The organism is Pseudomonas sp. EYE_354, from assembly GCF_023148575.1.
Taxonomy (GTDB): Bacteria; Pseudomonadota; Gammaproteobacteria; order Pseudomonadales; family Pseudomonadaceae; genus Aquipseudomonas.
Map to the genome: position 1 here is coordinate 357,667 of NZ_JAHXNQ010000004.1, position 18,536 is coordinate 376,202.

The following is an 18,536-nucleotide window of genomic DNA, read 5'->3' on the forward strand; positions in this document are numbered from 1 at the left end:
ATGCCGGTCACCCTCAACAGGTGACCGGCACTTTTGACCAAGCGACCTTAAGCGGACGCTTGACCTTCAGCCAGGAAGAACCAGGTTTCCAGCACGGAATCCGGGTTCAGCGAGACGCTTTCGATGCCCTGTTCCATCAGCCATTTGGCCAGGTCAGGGTGGTCGGAAGGGCCTTGGCCACAGATGCCGATGTACTTGCCGGCCTTGTTGCACGCCTGGATGGCGTTCGCCAGCAGCTTCTTGACCGCAGGATTACGCTCGTCAAACAAGTGCGCGATGATCCCCGAATCACGGTCCAGGCCCAGGGTCAGCTGGGTCAGATCGTTGGAGCCGATGGAGAAACCGTCGAAGAACTCCAGGAACTCTTCGGCCAGAATCGCGTTGGACGGCAGTTCGCACATCATGATGACGCGCAGGCCATTCTCACCACGGGACAGGCCATTTTCGGCCAACAGGTCCACTACTTGGCTGGCTTCGCCCAGGGTGCGCACGAACGGCACCATGATTTCGACGTTGGTCAGACCCATCTCATTGCGTACACGCTTGAGCGCGCGGCATTCAAGCTCGAAGCAGTCGCGGAACGCTTCGCTGATGTAACGCGACGCGCCACGGAAGCCCAGCATCGGGTTCTCTTCTTCCGGCTCGTACAACTTGCCGCCGATCAGGTTGGCGTATTCGTTGGACTTGAAGTCCGACAGGCGCACGATGACCTTTTTCGGGTAGAACGCCGCAGCCAGGGTGCTGATGCCTTCCACCAGCTTCTCGACGTAGAAGCCCACCGGGTCGTTGTAGCCGGCAATGCGCTTGTCGACGCTGTCCTTGATCTCCGGCGGCAGGCCGTCGTAATTCAGCAGGGCCTTGGGGTGCACGCCGATCATGCGGTTGATGATGAATTCGAGACGGGCCAGGCCCACACCGGCGTTCGGCAACTGCGCGAAATCGAAGGCGCGGTCCGGGTTGCCGACGTTCATCATGATCTTGAACGGCAGGTCCGGCATGGCGTCGATGGAGTTTTGCTTGATGTCGAAGCCCAGCTCACCCTCGAAGATGAACCCGGTGTCGCCTTCAGCGCAGGACACCGTGACACCCTGGCCATCCTTGAGCAGTTGGGTGGCGTTGCCGCAACCGACGACCGCTGGAATCCCCAGTTCACGAGCGATGATCGCCGCGTGGCAGGTACGCCCGCCACGGTTGGTGACGATGGCGCTGGCGCGCTTCATGACCGGTTCCCAGTCCGGGTCGGTCATGTCGGAAACCAAGACGTCGCCTGGCTGGACCTTGTCCATCTCGGAGACGTCCTTGATGATCCGCACCTTGCCGGCGCCGATGCGCTGGCCGATGGCGCGGCCTTCCACCAGCACGGTGCCGGTTTCTTTGAGCAGGTAGCGTTCCATAACGTTGGCCGAGATGCGGCTTTTCACGGTTTCCGGGCGAGCCTGCACGATGTACAGCTTGCCGTCGTCACCGTCTTTGGCCCACTCGATGTCCATCGGGCACTTGTAGTGCTTTTCGATGATCATTGCTTGTTTGGCCAGTTCGCTGACCTCGGCGTCGGTCAGGCAGAAACGCGCGCGGTCAGCCTTGTCGACTTCGACGGTTTTCACCGAACGACCGGCCTTGGCCTCGTCGCCGTAGATCATCTTGATCGCCTTGCTGCCCAGGTTACGGCGCAGGATGGCCGGGCGGCCCGCTTCGAGGGTGCCCTTGTGTACGTAGAATTCGTCCGGGTTGACCGCGCCTTGTACGACGGTTTCGCCCAGGCCGTAGGCGCCGGTGATGAACACCACGTCACGGAAGCCGGACTCGGTATCGAGGGTGAACATCACGCCGGCGGTGCCGGTTTCCGAACGCACCATGCGCTGCACACCGGCAGACAGGGCCACCAGCTTGTGGTCGAAACCCTGGTGTACACGGTAGGAAATGGCGCGGTCGTTGAACAGCGAGGCGAACACTTCCTTGGCCGCGCGGATCACGTTTTCGACGCCGCGGATGTTGAGGAAGGTCTCCTGCTGACCCGCAAAGGAGGCATCGGGCAGGTCTTCAGCGGTGGCCGAGGAGCGCACCGCAACGGCGACGTCCGGATTGCCGGCCGACAGTGCCGCGAAGGCGGTGCGGATTTCTTCGTTGAGCTTCTCGGGGAACTCGGCTTCCATGATCCATTGACGGATCTGGGCACCGGTCTTGGCCAGGGCGTTGACGTCATCGACGTCCAGAGCATCCAGCGCGGCGTGGATCTGAGCATTGAGGCCGCTCAGTTCGAGAAAATCACGGTAAGCCTGGGCCGTGGTGGCGAAACCACCCGGCACCGAAACACCAGCGCCTGCAAGATTACTGATCATCTCGCCGAGGGATGCGTTCTTGCCCCCCACGTGCTCTACATCATGGACGCCGAGCTTATCGAGGGAAACTACGTACTCTACCAAGGTGATCTCTCCACTAACTGTGTTGGAAAAGCTCAGGACGCCGGCTGCTCAGTAGGAGCGAATACCTGCGTTTGTGGCCTGGACCTGGAAAATAAGTGAGAATGCGGCCCACTGTGGGACAGCAAAATCGCGCCTATCATATCCAAGATTCGTCATCAGCTTAAGGCCCAGGGCTCAAATGAAACGATCTGCTTTCTTTATCTCCGACGGCACCGGCATTACAGCTGAGACATTGGGTCAAAGCCTGCTCGCGCAGTTCGAAAACGTCACGTTCGCCAAATTCACGCGGCCCTATATCGACAGCGTGGATAAAGCGCGGGCCATGGTACAACAAATCAATCTGGCGGCAGAAAAAGACGGCTTTCGGCCGATCATTTTCGACACCATCGTCAATCAAGACATTCGTGAGATCCTCGCCACTTCGAATGGTTTCATGATCGACATCTTCTCGACGTTCCTCGCGCCACTGGAGCAAGAGTTGAGTGAACACTCCTCCTATTCGGTCGGAAAGTCCCATTCCATTGGGCATAACTCCAACTATATGGAGCGTATCGAGGCGGTGAACTTTGCCCTCGATAACGACGATGGCGCGCGCACCCACTACTATGACAAGGCCGATTTGATCCTGGTAGGCGTGTCGCGCTGCGGCAAAACGCCCACCTGCCTGTACATGGCCATGCAGTTCGGCATCCGCGCGGCCAACTACCCGTTGACCGAAGACGATATGGAGCACCTGACGCTGCCGGCCGCGCTGCGCGCCCATTCGCACAAGCTGTTCGGCCTGACCATCGACCCGGACCGCCTCACCGCCATCCGTAACGAGCGCAAACCCAACAGTCGCTACTCCAGTTATGCCCAGTGCGAGTTTGAAGTGCGCGAAGTAGAAAATCTGTTCCGTCGCGAGAATATTGCGCACATCAATTCCACGCATTTTTCGGTGGAAGAGATTTCAGCGAAGATTCTGGTGGAAAAGGGTGTAGAGCGACGGTTCAAGTAACCAGCATCCCTTCCCCCAGCGGGCCTGTCAGGCCAGCAGGCCCGCTCGCCACAGGAGTCCCGCTCGCCACAACAGGCGCGAGCGCTACGAAAGTGATGGGGCTTTACAGGTGAAACCGCCCGCCGCCCTGCCCCAGCGCTGTCGCCAGCGCATCGAAACCGGCCAGCAACAACTGATCATCCCCGGACGTATTACAAATGCTCGCGCGAATAAACTGCGGCACAGCCGTCTGCCCGACGGCGAACGCTTCGGCGGTGGCGATCAGGTAGTTGTTCTGCTTGAGCTCCGCCTCGATTTCCGACGCACGCCACGGCTCCGGTACTTCAATCCAAAAGTGCGGGCTGTTGAGGTGCGTGCGGTACTCCAAGCCCGCCAGCAGGTCACGCACCAGGGCCTTGCGTCGGCTGATCTCGTTGATCTGCTGACGCAACAGGTATTCGGCCGTGCCGTTCTCGATCCATTGCGTGGCCAGTTCCAGAGTGACCGGGGTCGCCATCCAGCAGGTTGACCGCAGGGCCGCCGAAATCCGGCTGACCAACGCCGGAGGTGCATGCACGTAACCCACGCGAAGCCCGGCGGACACCGCCTTGCTCAGGCTGCTGATTAAAATCGTACGTTCGGGGGCGAAATGGCTCAGGGGCGGCGGACGGTCCTCCACCAGTACCCCGTGGGCTTCATCCTCAAGAATCAGCAGGTTGTGTTCGCGGCACACCCTGACCAGCGCTTCGCGGCGCGTCACCGAAAGCACCGCCGTGGTGGGGTTCTGGATCGTCGGCGTGCAATACAACGCCGAAATCCGGTGGTTACGACAGACTTCATCCAGCGCGCTCGGCAGCACGCCCTCTTCATCCATCTCCAGGCCGATCAAACGAATGCCGAGCATGCGCGCGGCGGTTATCAGGCCTGGGTAAGTGAGTTGCTCGGTGACCACGGTATCCCCGGCGCGCAACAGCGCCATCATCGCGCACAACAGCCCGTGCTGGCCGCCGTTGACGCAAATCACCTGCTCGGGGATCGGATGAAAATCACGCTGCACCAGCCACTGCGCGCCGGCCTCGCGGTAGCGCGGCAGGCCGGCATCCGGCGTGTAGGCGCTGATGTCCTGGAGGAACTTGGCGTTGGTCGCCAGGGTTTGGAAGCTCTGGGCCAGGAAGGTCGTTTCCTGCCCTGGGATATGCATGTTACGGCTCATATCGAAGTACTGGCGCGGCTCCTCGCTGACGTTGCGAAAACCTTCGTCGCGCTGGCGCTCCATCCCACGCTTGCGCACGAATGTACCGTCACCGACCCGGGCGACTACCAACCCCAGGCGTTCCAGTTCGCCGTAGGCCCGGCTTATGGTGCCGATGGTCACACCCAGGTTGTCGGAAAGCACCCGATGGGGCGGCAATTTTCGTCCCGGTTCAATCAAGCCTTCGAGGATGCCGCGTTCCATGACATCGGACAGGCGCTTGTACTTGACGCCCTGCCCGTTGGACAACCCCTCACGCATAATTGACACCATGTCAATATTTGTTTTGACAGCCATCTTTTGCCCTAATAGTGTGCTTTTACGGGTTCAATCGCCGAATTACATAACTCATTACAAGTTCAATATAGAGTTCAATTCAGGCTCAGGGAAGCAATAAACGATGCCAATGTCCGCCGTTGTCGAAAACACCGCCAAAATCAAAACTCAAAAACAGTGGTTGGCCGGGCTGGTCACCAGTGTGATGTTCCTGATCGTTTGCCTGAGCTGGGGGACTACGTGGCTGGGGATCAAAATTGCCGTAGAGAGCGTCCCACCGCTCACCTCCGCCGGCCTGCGCTTTCTGATCGCCTTCCCGCTGTTCCTGTGTTTTGCCATGGTGCGCCGCGAGCCCATCCTGTTTCCCCGCGAAAGTCGCTGGTTCTTCGTGTTCGTCACCCTGTCGTATTTCAGCGTGCCGTACTACCTGCTCAACTACGGTGAGATGCACGTCTCATCCGGCCTCACCGCCCTGCTGTTCAGCTGCATGCCGGTGTTTATCCTGATCTTCTCCGCGTTATTCCTGCGCGAGCGCATTTACTTCTCACAGGTGGTCGGTATCGGCATCGGCTTCGGCAGCCTCTACATGATCATCAAGAGCCAGGGCCTGCACCTGGATCACGCGGAGTTCTTCGGCGTCCTGGCAATCCTGACCGCCGCCATCATGCACGCCTTGTGCTACGTCATCACCAAACAGAAAGGCAGCGCCATCAGCGTCATCACCTACAACACCCTGCCCATCGGCATTGCCGGGTTGATGCTGTTCGTGGCTGGCCTGTGGTTCGAGACGCCGGCCTTTGAAAACATCACCCTGCGCTCCTGGAGTGCGCTGGTCTACCTGGGGCTGGTGGCCTCGGTGGGCGGGTTCATCGTGTACTTCATGCTGCTCAAGCGCTTGAGCCCGATCATCCTGTCATTCGTGTTCATCATCTTCCCAGTGTTCGCGGTGATCATCGGCGCCTGGTACGAAGGCGTAGAGATTTCCCGCGACCTGATGCTGTACTCGGCCGTCCTGCTGGCCGGTTTTGCAATCACCAAGTTGCCCATCGAAAAACTCATGGCCAAGAAAAATTGACCCTCCGGCCCCCTAACCACCAGAAACGCGAGAGAAACATGGACGTGCTCCGCCCCGAAGCCCTGGAACAGATTTACGCCCACGCCAGCCGCAGCTATCCCGAGGAATGCTGTGGCTTCGTCTTCGCCGACGGCAGCGTGTACCTGGGCCGCAATATCCAGAATGAACTGCACCGCAAGAACCCCGAGATGTACCCGCGCAGCGCGGCCAATGGCTACACCTTTTCCGTGGCCGACACCCTGCTGCTGAACAAGGCGTTTCGCAGCGACAACCCGGTGGTGGTGATCTACCACTCCCACCCGGACGTCGGCGCCTATTTCAGCGATGAAGACCAGGACAAGGCCCTGTTCATGGGCGAACCGATCTACCCGGTGAGCTACCTGGTGGTCGATGTTCGCCAGGGCCAGGCCCTGGGATCCAAGCTGTTTGCCTGGGATGGCAAGCAATTCGCCCTCACCCCTTTCAACGACCTGCACACGGAGTTGTCCATGAACGCTGTTTCTTTCCCCGATATCCTGGTTCGCGTGGCCAAGCTGCCGGAATCGACCCTTGAGGGCACCGGATCGACACTGCGCGAAGTCATGGAAAACCTCTGCAGCAGCCACCCGCAGCTGCGTCAGCATCTGTTTCACGAGAACAACAACCAGCTCAAGGAGCACTTCCTGTTTACCGCCGAGCAAGCGCTGATCGACGCGGATGAACCCTTGCCGGAAAAAACCAGGATCGAAGTGCTGCTCGCAACATCAGGCGGCATCGACGTCGACAGTTTGAGCAATGAAGAAGTCCAGCGCTATGTGCGCCACATCACCCTGCCCGGGGTCGGCCGCGAAGGCCAGTTGAACCTCAAAAAAGCCAAGGTGCTGATCATCGGCACCGGCGGTCTGGGATCGCCCATCAGCCTGTATCTGGCGGCAGCCGGCATCGGCACCCTGGGCCTGGTGGATTTCGACGTGGTGGAAAGCAGCAACCTGCAGCGCCAGATCGTCCACGGCAATAGCACGCTGGGCATGCCCAAGGTCGAGTCCGCCAAGCAGCGTTTGCAGGACCTCAACCGTCACATCCAGATCAACGCCCACGACACCGCCTTGAATGCCGACAATGCCCTGGAACTGGTGGGCGCCTATGACCTGGTGATCGATGGCACGGACAATTTCGACACCCGCTACCTGGTCAACGACGCCTGCGTACAGCTGGACAAGCCCTTGGTGTACGGCGCCATCTACCGTTTCGACGGGCAGATCAGTGTGCTCAACTACAAAGGCGGGCCGTGCTACCGCTGCCTGTTCCCCCAGGCACCGCCGGCGGAACTGGCGCCCAATTGCAGCGCCGGTGGCGTGATCGGCGTGCTGCCGGGGGTGGTGGGGATGATCCAGGCCACTGAAGCGATCAAATTGCTGATCGGCATCGGCGAGCCGCTGTCGGGGCGCCTGATGCGGTTTGATGCGTTGGCGATGAAGTTCAGCGAGATCCGCTTCAAGCGCCGCGCCGATTGCCCGTGCTGTTCAGAGTTGCGGCACAGTGAAACCGTCGCGCCGGCGGTCTGCGCCGACAAGATGCCGAGTGTTCCGTCATTGGCAGAAGAGCGCTACATCAAGCCACGGGCACTCAAGCAATTGCTCGAACACCCGCGCAGTGCCGACGTGTTGCTGGACGTGCGCGACGCCAGCGAACTGGAGGTGTGCAAGTTACCAGGCGTGGTGCATATCCCCCTGGATGAGCTGGACGGGCAACTCGACCGCCTCAGCCGCGACAGCACTCACTACCTGATCTGCTATGCCGGCACCCGCGCCGAACGGGCCGCCAGCACGCTGCTGGCCGCCGGGTTCGCCAACACCAAAGTGCTGCAAGGCGGCATGAAGCACTGGGTGCGCGACGTCGAACCCGACATGCCGTTGTACTGATCCGGGGGCTGACTGATGCTGCATAACTCAATCCTCGATGTCATCGGCGACACACCCATCGTGCGCCTGACGCAGTTCTCCGAAGACCTCGGCATCGAGGTCTACGCCAAGCTCGAATCACTCAACCCAGGCGGCAGCCACAAGGCGCGCATCGCCTTGGCCATGATCCTCGACGCCGAGCGCCGGGGCGTGCTGATCCGCGATTCCGGGCAAACCATCATCGAACCCAGCGGCGGCAACACCGGCATAGGCCTGGTCATGGCCGGCAATGTGCTGGGCTACAAGGTGGTGCTGGTGATTCCCGACAACTACAGCCCCGAGAAGCAAAAGCTGCTGCGGTTGTACGGGGCCAAGGTGGTGCTGTCCGACAGCCGTCTCGGCAACAACTCCCATGGCGAAAAATGCATGGATCTGCAACTGGAAAACCCGAGCTACGTGATGCTCAACCAGCAACGCAACGGCGCCAACCCACAGACCCATCGCGACACCACCGCGCCGGAAATCATCCGCGCCTTTGGCGAGCGCCGCGTGGACTACTTCGTGTCCGGCATCGGCACCGGTGGCCATATCACCGGTATCGGCGAAACACTCAAGACCCACTGGCCGGCCATCCGCGTGATGGGCGTGGAGCCCGAAGAGTGTGACCTGCTGAAAAACCAGCATGCGCCGCACCATATCCAGGGCCTGTCGATTGGCGTGATTCCAAGCATCCTCAACCTGGATGTGATCGACGGCATGCTCAAGGTCTCGCGCCAGGACTGCATCGACATGATCAAACGCATCATGCGCACCGACGCCATCAGCCTGGGCCTGTCCTCCGCCGCCAATATGGTGGCCATCGCCAGGCTCGCCCCCGAACTACCGCCCGAAACGGTGGTGTTGACCATGGTCTATGACAATGCCGACAGCTACCTGCCCAGCTTCGAATAACCGGTTTTCCAACGATCCAGAATGCGGGGGTGCCTCAATGGGCGGCTTTATCGACATGCAACAGCTGCACGATGAGTTGCTCACCCATCTCATCAAGACACTCACGCCCGCGCAGATGAAGCAACTGGAACCGCACCTGGCACCGTTGATCCAGAACGCGGCGCAGGCAGTGGCCGAGGACCTGATTGCCTATGCCTACCGCGACCCGGCGTCCCGAGGGCGCGGCGAGCTGATCCTGGAATCCTACGCCTCGTTCAAGGCGGTGTTGTATTACCGGCTCGCGCACCTGGTGTGGAATTTTCCCGAACAGACCAACGCCATGTTCTCGCGCATTGCCCTCAAGCTCAGCAACCAAGGCAAGGTGCTGTCCGGTGCAGAAATTCACCCCGCGGCGCGAATCGGCCGGCGCTTTGTGCTGGACCACGGTTACGGCACGGTGATCGGTGAAACCTGTGAGATCGGCAACGACTGCTACATCCTTTGCGGCGTGACCCTGGGCGCCCGTGGCATTGCCAACAACCCGGACGGCAAGCGCCACCCGCGTTTGGGCAATAACGTCGAAGTCGGCTCCGGTGCCCGGGTGCTGGGCTATGTGCAGATCGGCGATAACGTTTTTATCAGCCCTTCGTGCGTGATTACCCAGGACGTGCCCGCGGGGACCAAGGTCAAGGTGGTCAACCAGATCCAACTGCAAAAAAACGACGAGTCCGACCACAGCAACTACCTCGGTGCCTTTGCTCTGGATGAGCGCCTGCATGTGGTCGGCGAGATCAATGCCAGTCACAAGGTCACGGTGCTCGATGCCGACTTTCACCCTTTGCCGGGGGTGATGCTCGAACCGACGGTGAAAGAGCGCCACCACCTGCAGTTTCGCCTGCATCGTGTTGAGTCAGCCAACCACCTGCCGCGCCTGCCGCTGAACCTGAAAGTCTGCGGCCCCGAATTTGAAATCACTCTGCTCTCGCCACCTGGCTTGAGTGCAATGGTGCGTCACCTGCTGCAAGCCAGCCCACTGATCGTCGGAGGTTGAATATGTCCGTGCACACCATGGAAACCCTGGCGCTGTTCGACAGCGCGCCCTACCAGAACGCGTTCAGCGCCCGGGTGATTGCCATCAGCGAACAAGGCATTGCTCTGGAGCACACGCTGTTCTACCCCACCGGCGGCGGGCAGCCAGGGGACACTGGCCACTTGACCTTGCCTGATGGCACGCGGGTGGAAGTGACCGGCACCGTGCGCGACCCGGTGCTGCGTTCGATCATCTGGCACCAGGTGGAACATTGCCCGGAGCAATTGACCAGCGGCGTGCAGGTAGACGCAGGCCTGAACTGGGAACGTCGCTACCAGCACATGAAAATGCATACCTGCCTGCACCTGCTGTGCTCAATCATCGACGCGCCGGTGACCGGTTGCAGCATCAGTGCCGACAAAGGTCGCCTGGATTTCGACCTGCCGGAAATGACCCTCGATAAAGAAACGATCACCCGCGACCTCAACGCGCTGATCGAGCAGGCCCATCAGGTCGATACCCTGTCGATGCCTGCCTCGGAATACGCCACCCTGCTGCAGATCACCCGCACCCAGGCGGTTGCACCGCCGGTGATCCAGGGCTCGGTAAGGGTGATTGAAATTGCCGGGATCGATATCCAGCCATGCGGCGGCACCCATGTGCTCAATACCGAAGAAATCGGCCGGGTGTTCTGCGAGAAAATCGAGAAGAAGAGCAAGCACAACCGCCGTGTAATCCTGCGGTTTGAGGGGTAACTTGATGCTGAAGCGCGCCAGTGTGGCGGCTGCCCACCACACTGTTTGAATCGGTACAGCCCTACTTCTTTCTCTCGTTGGCTTGCCTGGTCAAGGTTTCGAATTGCTGCTCAAGCGCTGCCATCGTTTGCTCAAAATAAGCAGTCATTTGATCAATGTGACTCTCAAGTTTTTGGTTTTCCTGCTTGAGGTATTCAACAGTGCCGGGGGCGGGCGCTACTGGATTACTGGCAGGGGCCGACTTCTCGTCTTTCGCTGGGGCCGTCGTTTCAGGGCTCACGTCGTTTGAGGTGATGGTTTCGGTGATACCCGGCTGCTCTGGTGTGACCTGGCTTTGGGGGGCGCCCTTGCTGAGCAGTTGAGTCAACGTATCAAGTTTCTCGGTCAGTATTTTCATTGCAGCATTGAAGTTCTCAAGCAACTGATTGAACGCATATTGAAGCCGGGTGATTTGCTCAGACACGGTTTTGAAACCCTGAGGCTCAACGTGCTCAGTCCCCTCATTGCCTTGTACCTCGGGGGTTGGCGGTGTTTCAGGCGGCGCAGCCTGCCCACCGGCGATACGGCTTTGAGGTTTAGGCTCAGGCGCTGCAGGCTTTTCTTCAGTCTGTTCGCCTGGAGTGCTGAGTTGCTGAATCAGAGTTTCTATCTTCGTACTTAGCTCAGTAATCTTCTGTGAAAACCTTTCTGCCAAGGCTTTGTATTTAGCGGCAAGCGTCTGATTTTTTTGCGTCAACTCAGCCAGCTCGCCCGCGGTGTCGGTGCCCTGAGGTTGCCGCGGGTTAACGATAGCGTTGTGGCTCGAAAACTGACCGCGCTGCTCGGGCGTTACCGGCGGGCGGGGCGGCGCAACATTGGCATGTGGGACGGGATGTCCGGAGGCCTCGGCGCTGCTTTCTTGACGGACGGGTTCTGGGCTTTGAGGCTGTACGTAGCCTGCCGTGTAAGGGTTTTGTGGATGAGTATTTACGGAAGTCATAGAGCACGCTCTCAAATTCAAACATCACGTTCGCAATACGCGAACAACCAGAAGAACCGGCGTCAACCGGTTATCTGGCTACCTGAGTGGCCTTGCTCTGAAATGGGTTCCAGGGACCTGGCAGGCGTGAGCCGGGGTACCGTGAACGACGAAAAAATCGAACTCAGCAACCCGGAGTACACCCGTTCATCCACAGGCTGTGTAGCGCGTCAGATCACGAATAAGTCCATAAAGCGGTGCACGGCGGTCGCCTCGAGCTTCGACTGATCCTTGCACAGCGCAAAAATCTCGGCGCTGCGCTGGGCAGTAAAGCGAGTGGCCAGGTTCGCCTTGAATTTGGCCTCCAGCAGCGGAACACCCTCCTCCCGGCGGCGGCGATGGCCAATTGGGTATTCCACGGCCACCTGTTCGGTGCTCGAGCCATCGGTGAAGAACACCTGCACCGCGTTGGCGATGGAGCGTTTGTCGGCTTCCAAGTATTCACGACTGTAACGCGGGTCTTCGACGATGATCATTTTGTCGCGCAGCACATCGATGATCGGGTGCGCGGCATGGAATTGATCCTCGTAGTGCTCGGCCACCAGCGCGCCGAGCGCCAGCGGCACGGCCGTCATGTATTGCAGGCAGTGGTCGCGGTCAGCGGCGTTGGCCAGTTGGCCGATCTTGGAGATGATGCGAATCGCCGACTCGTGGGTGGTGATCACAATGCGCTCGATCTCATGCAGGCGATGCTTGACCTGAGGGTGCAGGATCACCGCCGCTTCGCAGGCCGTTTGCGCATGGAATTCGGCGGGGAAGCTAATCTTGAACAGCACGTTTTCCATCACGTACGTGCCATAGGGTTGGGACAGACTGAATCTGCGCTGGTCTTCGGGTTTGAGGGCCAAATCCTTGTTGGTGTGGCTGAACAGCACATCGTAGAAGCCCCACTGCGGTGCGCTCAGCACACCGGGGATACCCATTTCGCCACGCAACGCGATATCCGCCAGGCGCACACCGCGACTCGACGCATCCCCCGCGGCCCAGGACTTGCGCGACCCGGCGTTCGGCGCATGTCGGTAGGTGCGCAGCGCTTGCCCATCGACGAACGCGTGGGACAAGGCCGCGAGCAGCTGTTCACGGTTGGCGCCCATCAGCTTGGCTGTGACGGCGGTGGAGGCGACTTTCACCAGCAGCACATGGTCGAGGCCGACACGATTGAAGGCATTCTCCAGCGCAATCACGCCCTGAATTTCGTGAGCCATGATCATGGCTTCCAGCACCGCCCGCACGCTCAGCGGTGCCTCGCCATTGGCCACGCGCTTTTGCGACAGGTGATCGGCCACGGCGAGGATGCCGCCGAGGTTGTCCGAGGGATGGCCCCACTCAGCGGCGAGCCAGGTGTCGTTGTAGTCGAGCCAGCGCACGATGCAGCCGATATCCCAGGCGGCCTTGACCGGGTCCAGCCGGAACGAAGTGCCAGGCACCCGCGCGCCAAACGGTACCACCGTGCCTTCGACCATCGGCCCCAGGTGCTTGGTGCACTCGGGGAAACGCAGGGCCAGCAGCCCGCAGCCGAGGGTGTCCATCAGGCAGTGGCGCGCGGTGTCCAATGCCGCCGGTGAGTCGATCCGGTACGTCAGGACGTAATCGGCAATGTCCTGCAGGACCTGGTCATAATCGGGGCGATTGTTCTGGTCGACGTTGGCGCTCATGGCAGTACTCCAAAGTTAGGGGTGGTTCAATCCTCAGGGTCAGGGTTGTTGTGGCGTGGCCGGCCGGATACCGACTCTTATAGTGTTGTGTCGCGGGCTTGTCGTGGTGAGCGGGCTTGTCGTGGTGAGCGGGCTTGTCTTGCTCACCACATTTATCGTCATTTCAGGGGTTAGAACGCATCGCCAGGCACGCGCACAAACCCTTCCATCAACACCCGCGCACTGCGGCTCATGATGGCCTTCTTGACCACCCATTCGCCGTTGACTTGGGTCGCTTCAGCGCCCACACGCAAAGTGCCCGACGGATGCCCGAAGCGCACGGCATTACGCGCCACGCCCCCAGCGGCCAGGTTGACCAAGGTGCCGGAAATCGCCGCCGCCGTACCAATCGCCACCGCAGCCGTGCCCATCATCGCGTGGTGCAACTTACCCATGGACAACGCCCGCACCAGCAAATCCACATCGCCAGCCTTGATGGCCTTGCCGCTGGACGCGACGTAGTCGGCAGGCTTGGCGACAAAGGCCACCTTCGGTGTGTGCTGGCGCTGGGCCGCTTCGTCCAGGTGTTTGATCAGGCCCATACGCAGCGCGCCATAGGCCCGCACGGTCTCGAACATAGCCAGCGCCTTGGGGTCGCTGTTGATGGCGCCTTGCAATTCGGTACCGGTGTAACCCAGGTCTTCGGCGTTGATAAAAATCGTCGGGATCCCGGCATTGATCAGCGTGGCCTTGAAGGTGCCGACGCCGGGCACTTCCAGCTCGTCGATCAGGTTGCCGGTGGGGAACATCGAGCCTCCACCGCCCTCTTCTTCCGCCGCCGGGTCCATGAACTCCAGTTGCACTTCGGCGGCCGGGAAGGTCACGCCGTCGAGTTCGAAGTCACCGGTTTCCTGCACCGCGCCGTCGGTGATCGGCACGTGGGCGATGATGGTCTTGCCGATATTGGCCTGCCAGATGCGCACCACGGCTACGCCGTTATGGGGCACGCGGGCGGGGTCGACCAGGCCGGCACTGATGGCGAACGAACCCACCGCCGCCGACAGGTTGCCGCAATTGCCGCTCCAGTCGACGAAGGGTTTGTCGATGGCGACCTGGCCGAACAGGTAGTCCACGTCGTGATCCGCGCGGGTGCTCGTGGCCAGGATCACCGTCTTGCTGGTGCTGGATGTCGCGCCGCCCATGCCGTCAATTTGCTTGTCGTACGGGTCGGGGCTGCCGATCACCCGCAGCAGCAAGGCGTCGCGCGCGGCGCCCGGGACCTGCGCCGATGCGGGCAGGTCCTGAAGGCGGAAAAATACACCCTTGCTGGTGCCGCCACGCATATAGGTGGCGGGGATCTTGATTTGCGCTACGTGTGCCATATGCATCCTCTCAGGCGGTCGCCGCCGATTCCAGGAAGTCCTGGGCAAAGCGCTGCAACACGCCGCCCGCCTCGTAGATCGACACTTCTTCGGCGGTGTCCAGACGGCAGGTCACCGGCACTTCGACACGTTCGCCATTCTTGCGGTTGATCACCAGGGTCAACTGCGCGCGCGGCGTACGTTCACCGACCACGTCATAGGTTTCACTGCCGTCGATGTGCAGGGTGTGACGGTCGGTGCCCGGCAAAAACTCCAGCGGCAACACGCCCATGCCCACCAGGTTGGTGCGGTGGATGCGCTCGAAGCCTTCGGCGGCAATCGCTTCCACACCGGCCAGACGCACGCCCTTGGCCGCCCAGTCGCGGGACGAGCCCTGGCCGTAGTCGGCGCCGGCGATGATGATCAACGGCTGTTTGCGTTCCATGTAGGTTTCGATGGCTTCCCACATGCGCGTGACCCGGCCTTCGGGCTCAATGCGCGCCAGGGAGCCCTGTTTGACCTTGCCGTTTTCCACCACCATTTCGTTGAACAGTTTCGGATTGGCAAACGTCGCGCGCTGGGCGGTCAGGTGGTCGCCACGGTGGGTTGCATATGAGTTGAAGTCGACTTCCGGCAGGCCCATTTTTGCCAGGTATTCGCCGGCGGCGCTGTCGAGCATGATCGCGTTGGACGGCGACAGGTGGTCGGTGGTGATGTTGTCCGGCAGCACCGCCAGCGGGCGCATGCCCTTGAGCGGGCGCGCACCGGCCAGTGCCCCTTCCCAGTACGGCGGGCGGCGGATATAGGTGCTTTGCGGGCGCCAGTCATACAGCGGCGTGACCTTGGGGCCGGTGTCTTCGTGGATCGCGAACATCGGGATGTAGACCTTGCGGAACTGCTCCGGCTTGACCGAAGCCTTCACCACGGCGTCGATCTCTTCGTCGCTCGGCCAGATGTCCTGCAGACGGATGTCGTTGCCGTTGGCGTCGACGCCGAGCACGTCCTTTTCGATGTCGAAACGGATGGTGCCGGCGATCGCGTAGGCCACGACCAACGGCGGCGAGGCCAGGAACGCTTGCTTGGCGTAGGGGTGAATCCGCCCGTCGAAGTTACGGTTGCCCGAGAGCACGGCGGTGGCGTACAGGTCGCGGTCGATGATCTCTTGCTGGATCGCCGGGTCGAGTGCGCCGGACATGCCATTGCACGTGGTGCAGGCAAACGCCACCACGCCAAAGCCGAGCTTCTCCAGCTCATGGCCAAGGCCGGCTTCTTCCAGGTACATGGCCACGGTTTTCGAACCGGGCGCCAGGGACGATTTGACCCACGGTTTGCGCGTCAGCCCCAGCTTGTTGGCATTGCGCGCCAGCAGGCCGGCGGCAATCACGTTGCGCGGGTTGCTGGTATTGGTGCAACTGGTGATGGCGGCGATGATCACCGCACCGTCAGGCATTTGCCCCGGCACGTCATCCCATTGGCCGCTGATGCCGCTGGCGGCCAGGTCGCGGGTGGCGACGCGGGCGTGCGGGTTGCTCGGGCCTGCCATGTTGCGCACGACGCTGGACAGGTCGAACGTCAGGCCACGCTCGTATTGCGCGCCCTTGAGGTCGTCGGCCCACAGCCCGGTGTGACGGGCGTATTGCTCGACCAGGGCGACCTGTTCATCTTCACGACCGGTGAGTTTCAGGTACGCGATGGTCTGCTGATCGATGTAAAACATGGCCGCCGTGGCGCCGTATTCCGGGGCCATGTTCGAGATGGTGGCGCGGTCGCCCAAGGTGAGTGCCGACGCGCCTTCGCCAAAGAACTCCAGCCACGCGCCCACGACTTTCTGTTTACGCAGGAACTCGGTCAGCGCCAGCACCATGTCGGTGGCGGTAATGCCCGGTTGCAGTTTGCCCGTCAGCTCCACGCCGACGCTTTCCGGCAAGCGCATCCACGAGGCGCGGCCGAGCATGACGCTCTCGGCTTCAAGGCCGCCGACACCGATGGCGATCACGCCCAGCGCATCCACATGCGGGGTGTGGCTGTCGGTGCCGACGCAGGTATCGGGGAAGGCCACGCCGTCACGCACCTGGATCACCGGAGACATTTTCTCCAGGTTGATCTGGTGCATGATGCCGTTGCCCGGAGGGATCACATCGACGTTCTTGAAGGCCTTTTTGGTCCACTCGATAAAGTGGAAACGGTCTTCGTTGCGTCGGTCCTCGATGGCGCGGTTCTTCTCGAACGCCTCAGGGTCAAAGCCACCGGCTTCGACGGCCAGGGAGTGGTCGACGATCAACTGGGTGGGCACCACCGGGTTGACCTGCGCCGGGTCCCCACCTTGCAGGGCAATGGCATCGCGCAGGCCGGCGAGGTCGACCAGGGCGGTCTGGCCGAGAATGTCGTGGCACACCACGCGCGCGGGGAACCAAGGGAAGTCGAGGTCGCGTTTGCGCTCGATCAGTTGGCTCAGCGACGCGTTGAGGGTGGCCGGATCGCAACGGCGCACCAGGTTTTCGGCGAGCACGCGAGAGGTATAGGGCAGCGTGGCGTAGGCACCGGGCGTGATAGCTTCGACTGCCGCGCGGGCGTCGAAGTAATCCAGGCGGCTGCCGGGCAGCGGTTTGCGAAATTCAGTGTTCATCGTCAGGACTCGGTCACGGTGATTGCAAACGAAGCCGGGTCCAGGGTTGGAATACGATGCAAATGTGGCAGGGCTTGCCCCCTCCCACAGGTTGCGCTCATTCCAATCCCGGGAGCGCCGGTCTCCTCATTCAGCGACGTTCGATTGGCACGAACTTGCGCTGCTCGACGCCGATGTACTCGGCGCTCGGACGGATGATGCGGTTGTTGGCTCGTTGTTCGAACACGTGCGCGGCCCAGCCGGTCAGGCGCGAGCACACGAAAATCGGCGTGAACAGCTCGGTCGGGATGCCCATGAAGTGGTACGCCGAGGCATGGTAGAAGTCGGCGTTGGGGAAGAGCTTCTTCTGCTCCCACATGGTCTTGTCGATGGCTTCGGAGACCGGGAACAACACGGTATCGCCCACCTCGTCGGCGAGTTTTTTCGACCAGCCCTTGATCACTTCATTGCGCGGGTCGTTGTCTTTGTAGATCGCATGGCCAAAGCCCATGATCTTGTCTTTGCGCGCCAGCATGCCGAGGGTGCCTTCGACGGCGTCTTGCGCCGAAGAAAAACGCTCGATCATCTCCATCGCCGCTTCGTTGGCGCCGCCGTGCAACGGGCCGCGCAGGGAGCCGATGGCGGCGGTGACGCAGGAGTACAGGTCGGACAAGGTCGAGGCACACACACGGGCGGTGAAGGTCGACGCGTTGAATTCGTGCTCTGCGTAGAGAATCAGCGAGACGTTCATGACCTTTTCATGCAGTTCGCTCGGCTGCTTGCCGTGCAGCAGATGCAGGAAGTGGCCGCCGATGCTCGGCTCGTCGGTCACGCAGTCGATGCGTTTGCCGTCGTGGCTGAAGCGATACCAGTAGCACATGATCGCCGGGAAGGCGGCGAGCAGGCGGTCGGTGACATCGCGCTGCACGCTGAAGTCTTTCTCGGGTTCGATATTGCCCAGGAACGAGCAACCGGTGCGCATCACGTCCATCGGATGGGCGTCGGCCGGGATGCGTTCGAGCACTTCTTTAAGAGCCTGGGGCAGGTCGCGCAGTGTGCTCAGTTTGGCGCTGTAGGCGGCCAGTTCGGCTTTACTCGGCAGTTCGCCGTACAGCAGCAGGTAGGCGACTTCTTCGAACTGCGCATCGGCGGCCAGTTCGCGCACGTCGTAGCCGCGATAGGTGAGGCCGGCACCGGCCTGGCCCACGGTGGACAGTGCGGTTTGCCCGGCGACCTGGCCACGCAGGCCGGCGCCACTCAGTACTTTTGCTTCAGCCATGTTCGTTCTCCAATTTTGTAGTTATTCAGGGAGGCGCGTTCG

At 61.0% G+C, this 18,536-nt stretch carries 13 protein-coding genes; 6 read left to right on the plus strand and 7 right to left on the minus strand.

From position 1 onward, the window contains the following. Window positions 1-47 precede the first annotated feature (47 nt). A complete protein-coding gene (gene ppsA, locus KZX66_RS08065; protein WP_248078138.1) occupies window positions 48-2,423 on the minus strand; it encodes a phosphoenolpyruvate synthase in 2,376 nt (791 codons plus the stop codon). A 178-nt stretch (window positions 2,424-2,601) separates the two neighbouring features. Here ppsA and KZX66_RS08070 point away from each other — a divergent pair, with 178 nt between their 5' ends. Beyond that, a complete protein-coding gene (locus KZX66_RS08070; protein WP_003175525.1) occupies window positions 2,602-3,420 on the plus strand; it encodes a pyruvate, water dikinase regulatory protein in 819 nt (272 codons plus the stop codon). Window positions 3,421-3,523: 103 nt separating this feature from the next. On the opposite strand, the gene KZX66_RS08075 is transcribed toward KZX66_RS08070, so the two are convergent. Then, the gene (locus KZX66_RS08075; RefSeq protein WP_248078139.1) at window positions 3,524-4,948 is read right to left on the minus strand and encodes a PLP-dependent aminotransferase family protein; all 1,425 of its coding nucleotides are present in this window, start codon (window positions 4,946-4,948) and stop codon (window positions 3,524-3,526) included. Between the two features lie 160 nt (window positions 4,949-5,108). Between KZX66_RS08075 and KZX66_RS08080 the strand changes: the two genes are divergently transcribed. The 5 genes from KZX66_RS08080 to KZX66_RS08100 are packed head-to-tail and all read left to right on the plus strand — an operon-like array spanning window position 5,109 to window position 10,597. Beyond that, window positions 5,109-6,002, plus strand: a complete 894-nt coding sequence (locus tag KZX66_RS08080) for an EamA family transporter (protein ID WP_248078202.1) — start codon at window positions 5,109-5,111, stop codon at window positions 6,000-6,002. A 38-nt stretch (window positions 6,003-6,040) separates the two neighbouring features. Next, window positions 6,041-7,903, plus strand: a complete 1,863-nt coding sequence (gene moeB / locus KZX66_RS08085; protein ID WP_248078141.1) for a molybdopterin-synthase adenylyltransferase MoeB — start codon at window positions 6,041-6,043, stop codon at window positions 7,901-7,903. Window positions 7,904-7,918: 15 nt separating this feature from the next. Then, window positions 7,919-8,833: a PLP-dependent cysteine synthase family protein gene (locus KZX66_RS08090; RefSeq protein WP_248078143.1), complete on the plus strand. Its 915-nt coding sequence runs from the start codon at window positions 7,919-7,921 to the stop codon at window positions 8,831-8,833. Between the two features lie 37 nt (window positions 8,834-8,870). Next, entirely contained in the window at window positions 8,871-9,863 is a 993-nt protein-coding gene (locus tag KZX66_RS08095) for a serine O-acetyltransferase (RefSeq protein WP_248078145.1), read from the plus strand. A 2-nt stretch (window positions 9,864-9,865) separates the two neighbouring features. After that, window positions 9,866-10,597, plus strand: coding sequence for an alanyl-tRNA editing protein (locus KZX66_RS08100; protein WP_248078147.1), 732 nt, complete (start codon window positions 9,866-9,868; stop codon window positions 10,595-10,597). A gap of 61 nt (window positions 10,598-10,658) precedes the next feature. On the opposite strand, the gene KZX66_RS08105 is transcribed toward KZX66_RS08100, so the two are convergent. From KZX66_RS08105 to prpC, 5 genes are all read right to left on the minus strand, one after another. Beyond that, window positions 10,659-11,576, minus strand: coding sequence for a hypothetical protein (locus KZX66_RS08105; RefSeq protein ID WP_248078149.1), 918 nt, complete (start codon window positions 11,574-11,576; stop codon window positions 10,659-10,661). 209 nt (window positions 11,577-11,785) lie between these two features. Further along, a complete protein-coding gene (gene prpD, locus KZX66_RS08110; protein WP_248078151.1) occupies window positions 11,786-13,270 on the minus strand; it encodes a 2-methylcitrate dehydratase in 1,485 nt (494 codons plus the stop codon). 170 nt (window positions 13,271-13,440) lie between these two features. Next, window positions 13,441-14,631, minus strand: a complete 1,191-nt coding sequence (gene prpF, locus KZX66_RS08115) for a 2-methylaconitate cis-trans isomerase PrpF (RefSeq protein ID WP_248078153.1) — start codon at window positions 14,629-14,631, stop codon at window positions 13,441-13,443. Window positions 14,632-14,641: 10 nt separating this feature from the next. Next, window positions 14,642-17,236, minus strand: coding sequence for a Fe/S-dependent 2-methylisocitrate dehydratase AcnD (gene acnD / locus KZX66_RS08120; RefSeq protein WP_248078155.1), 2,595 nt, complete (start codon window positions 17,234-17,236; stop codon window positions 14,642-14,644). Between the two features lie 130 nt (window positions 17,237-17,366). After that, a complete protein-coding gene (gene prpC, locus KZX66_RS08125; protein ID WP_248078157.1) occupies window positions 17,367-18,494 on the minus strand; it encodes a 2-methylcitrate synthase in 1,128 nt (375 codons plus the stop codon). Window positions 18,495-18,536 lie beyond the last annotated feature (42 nt).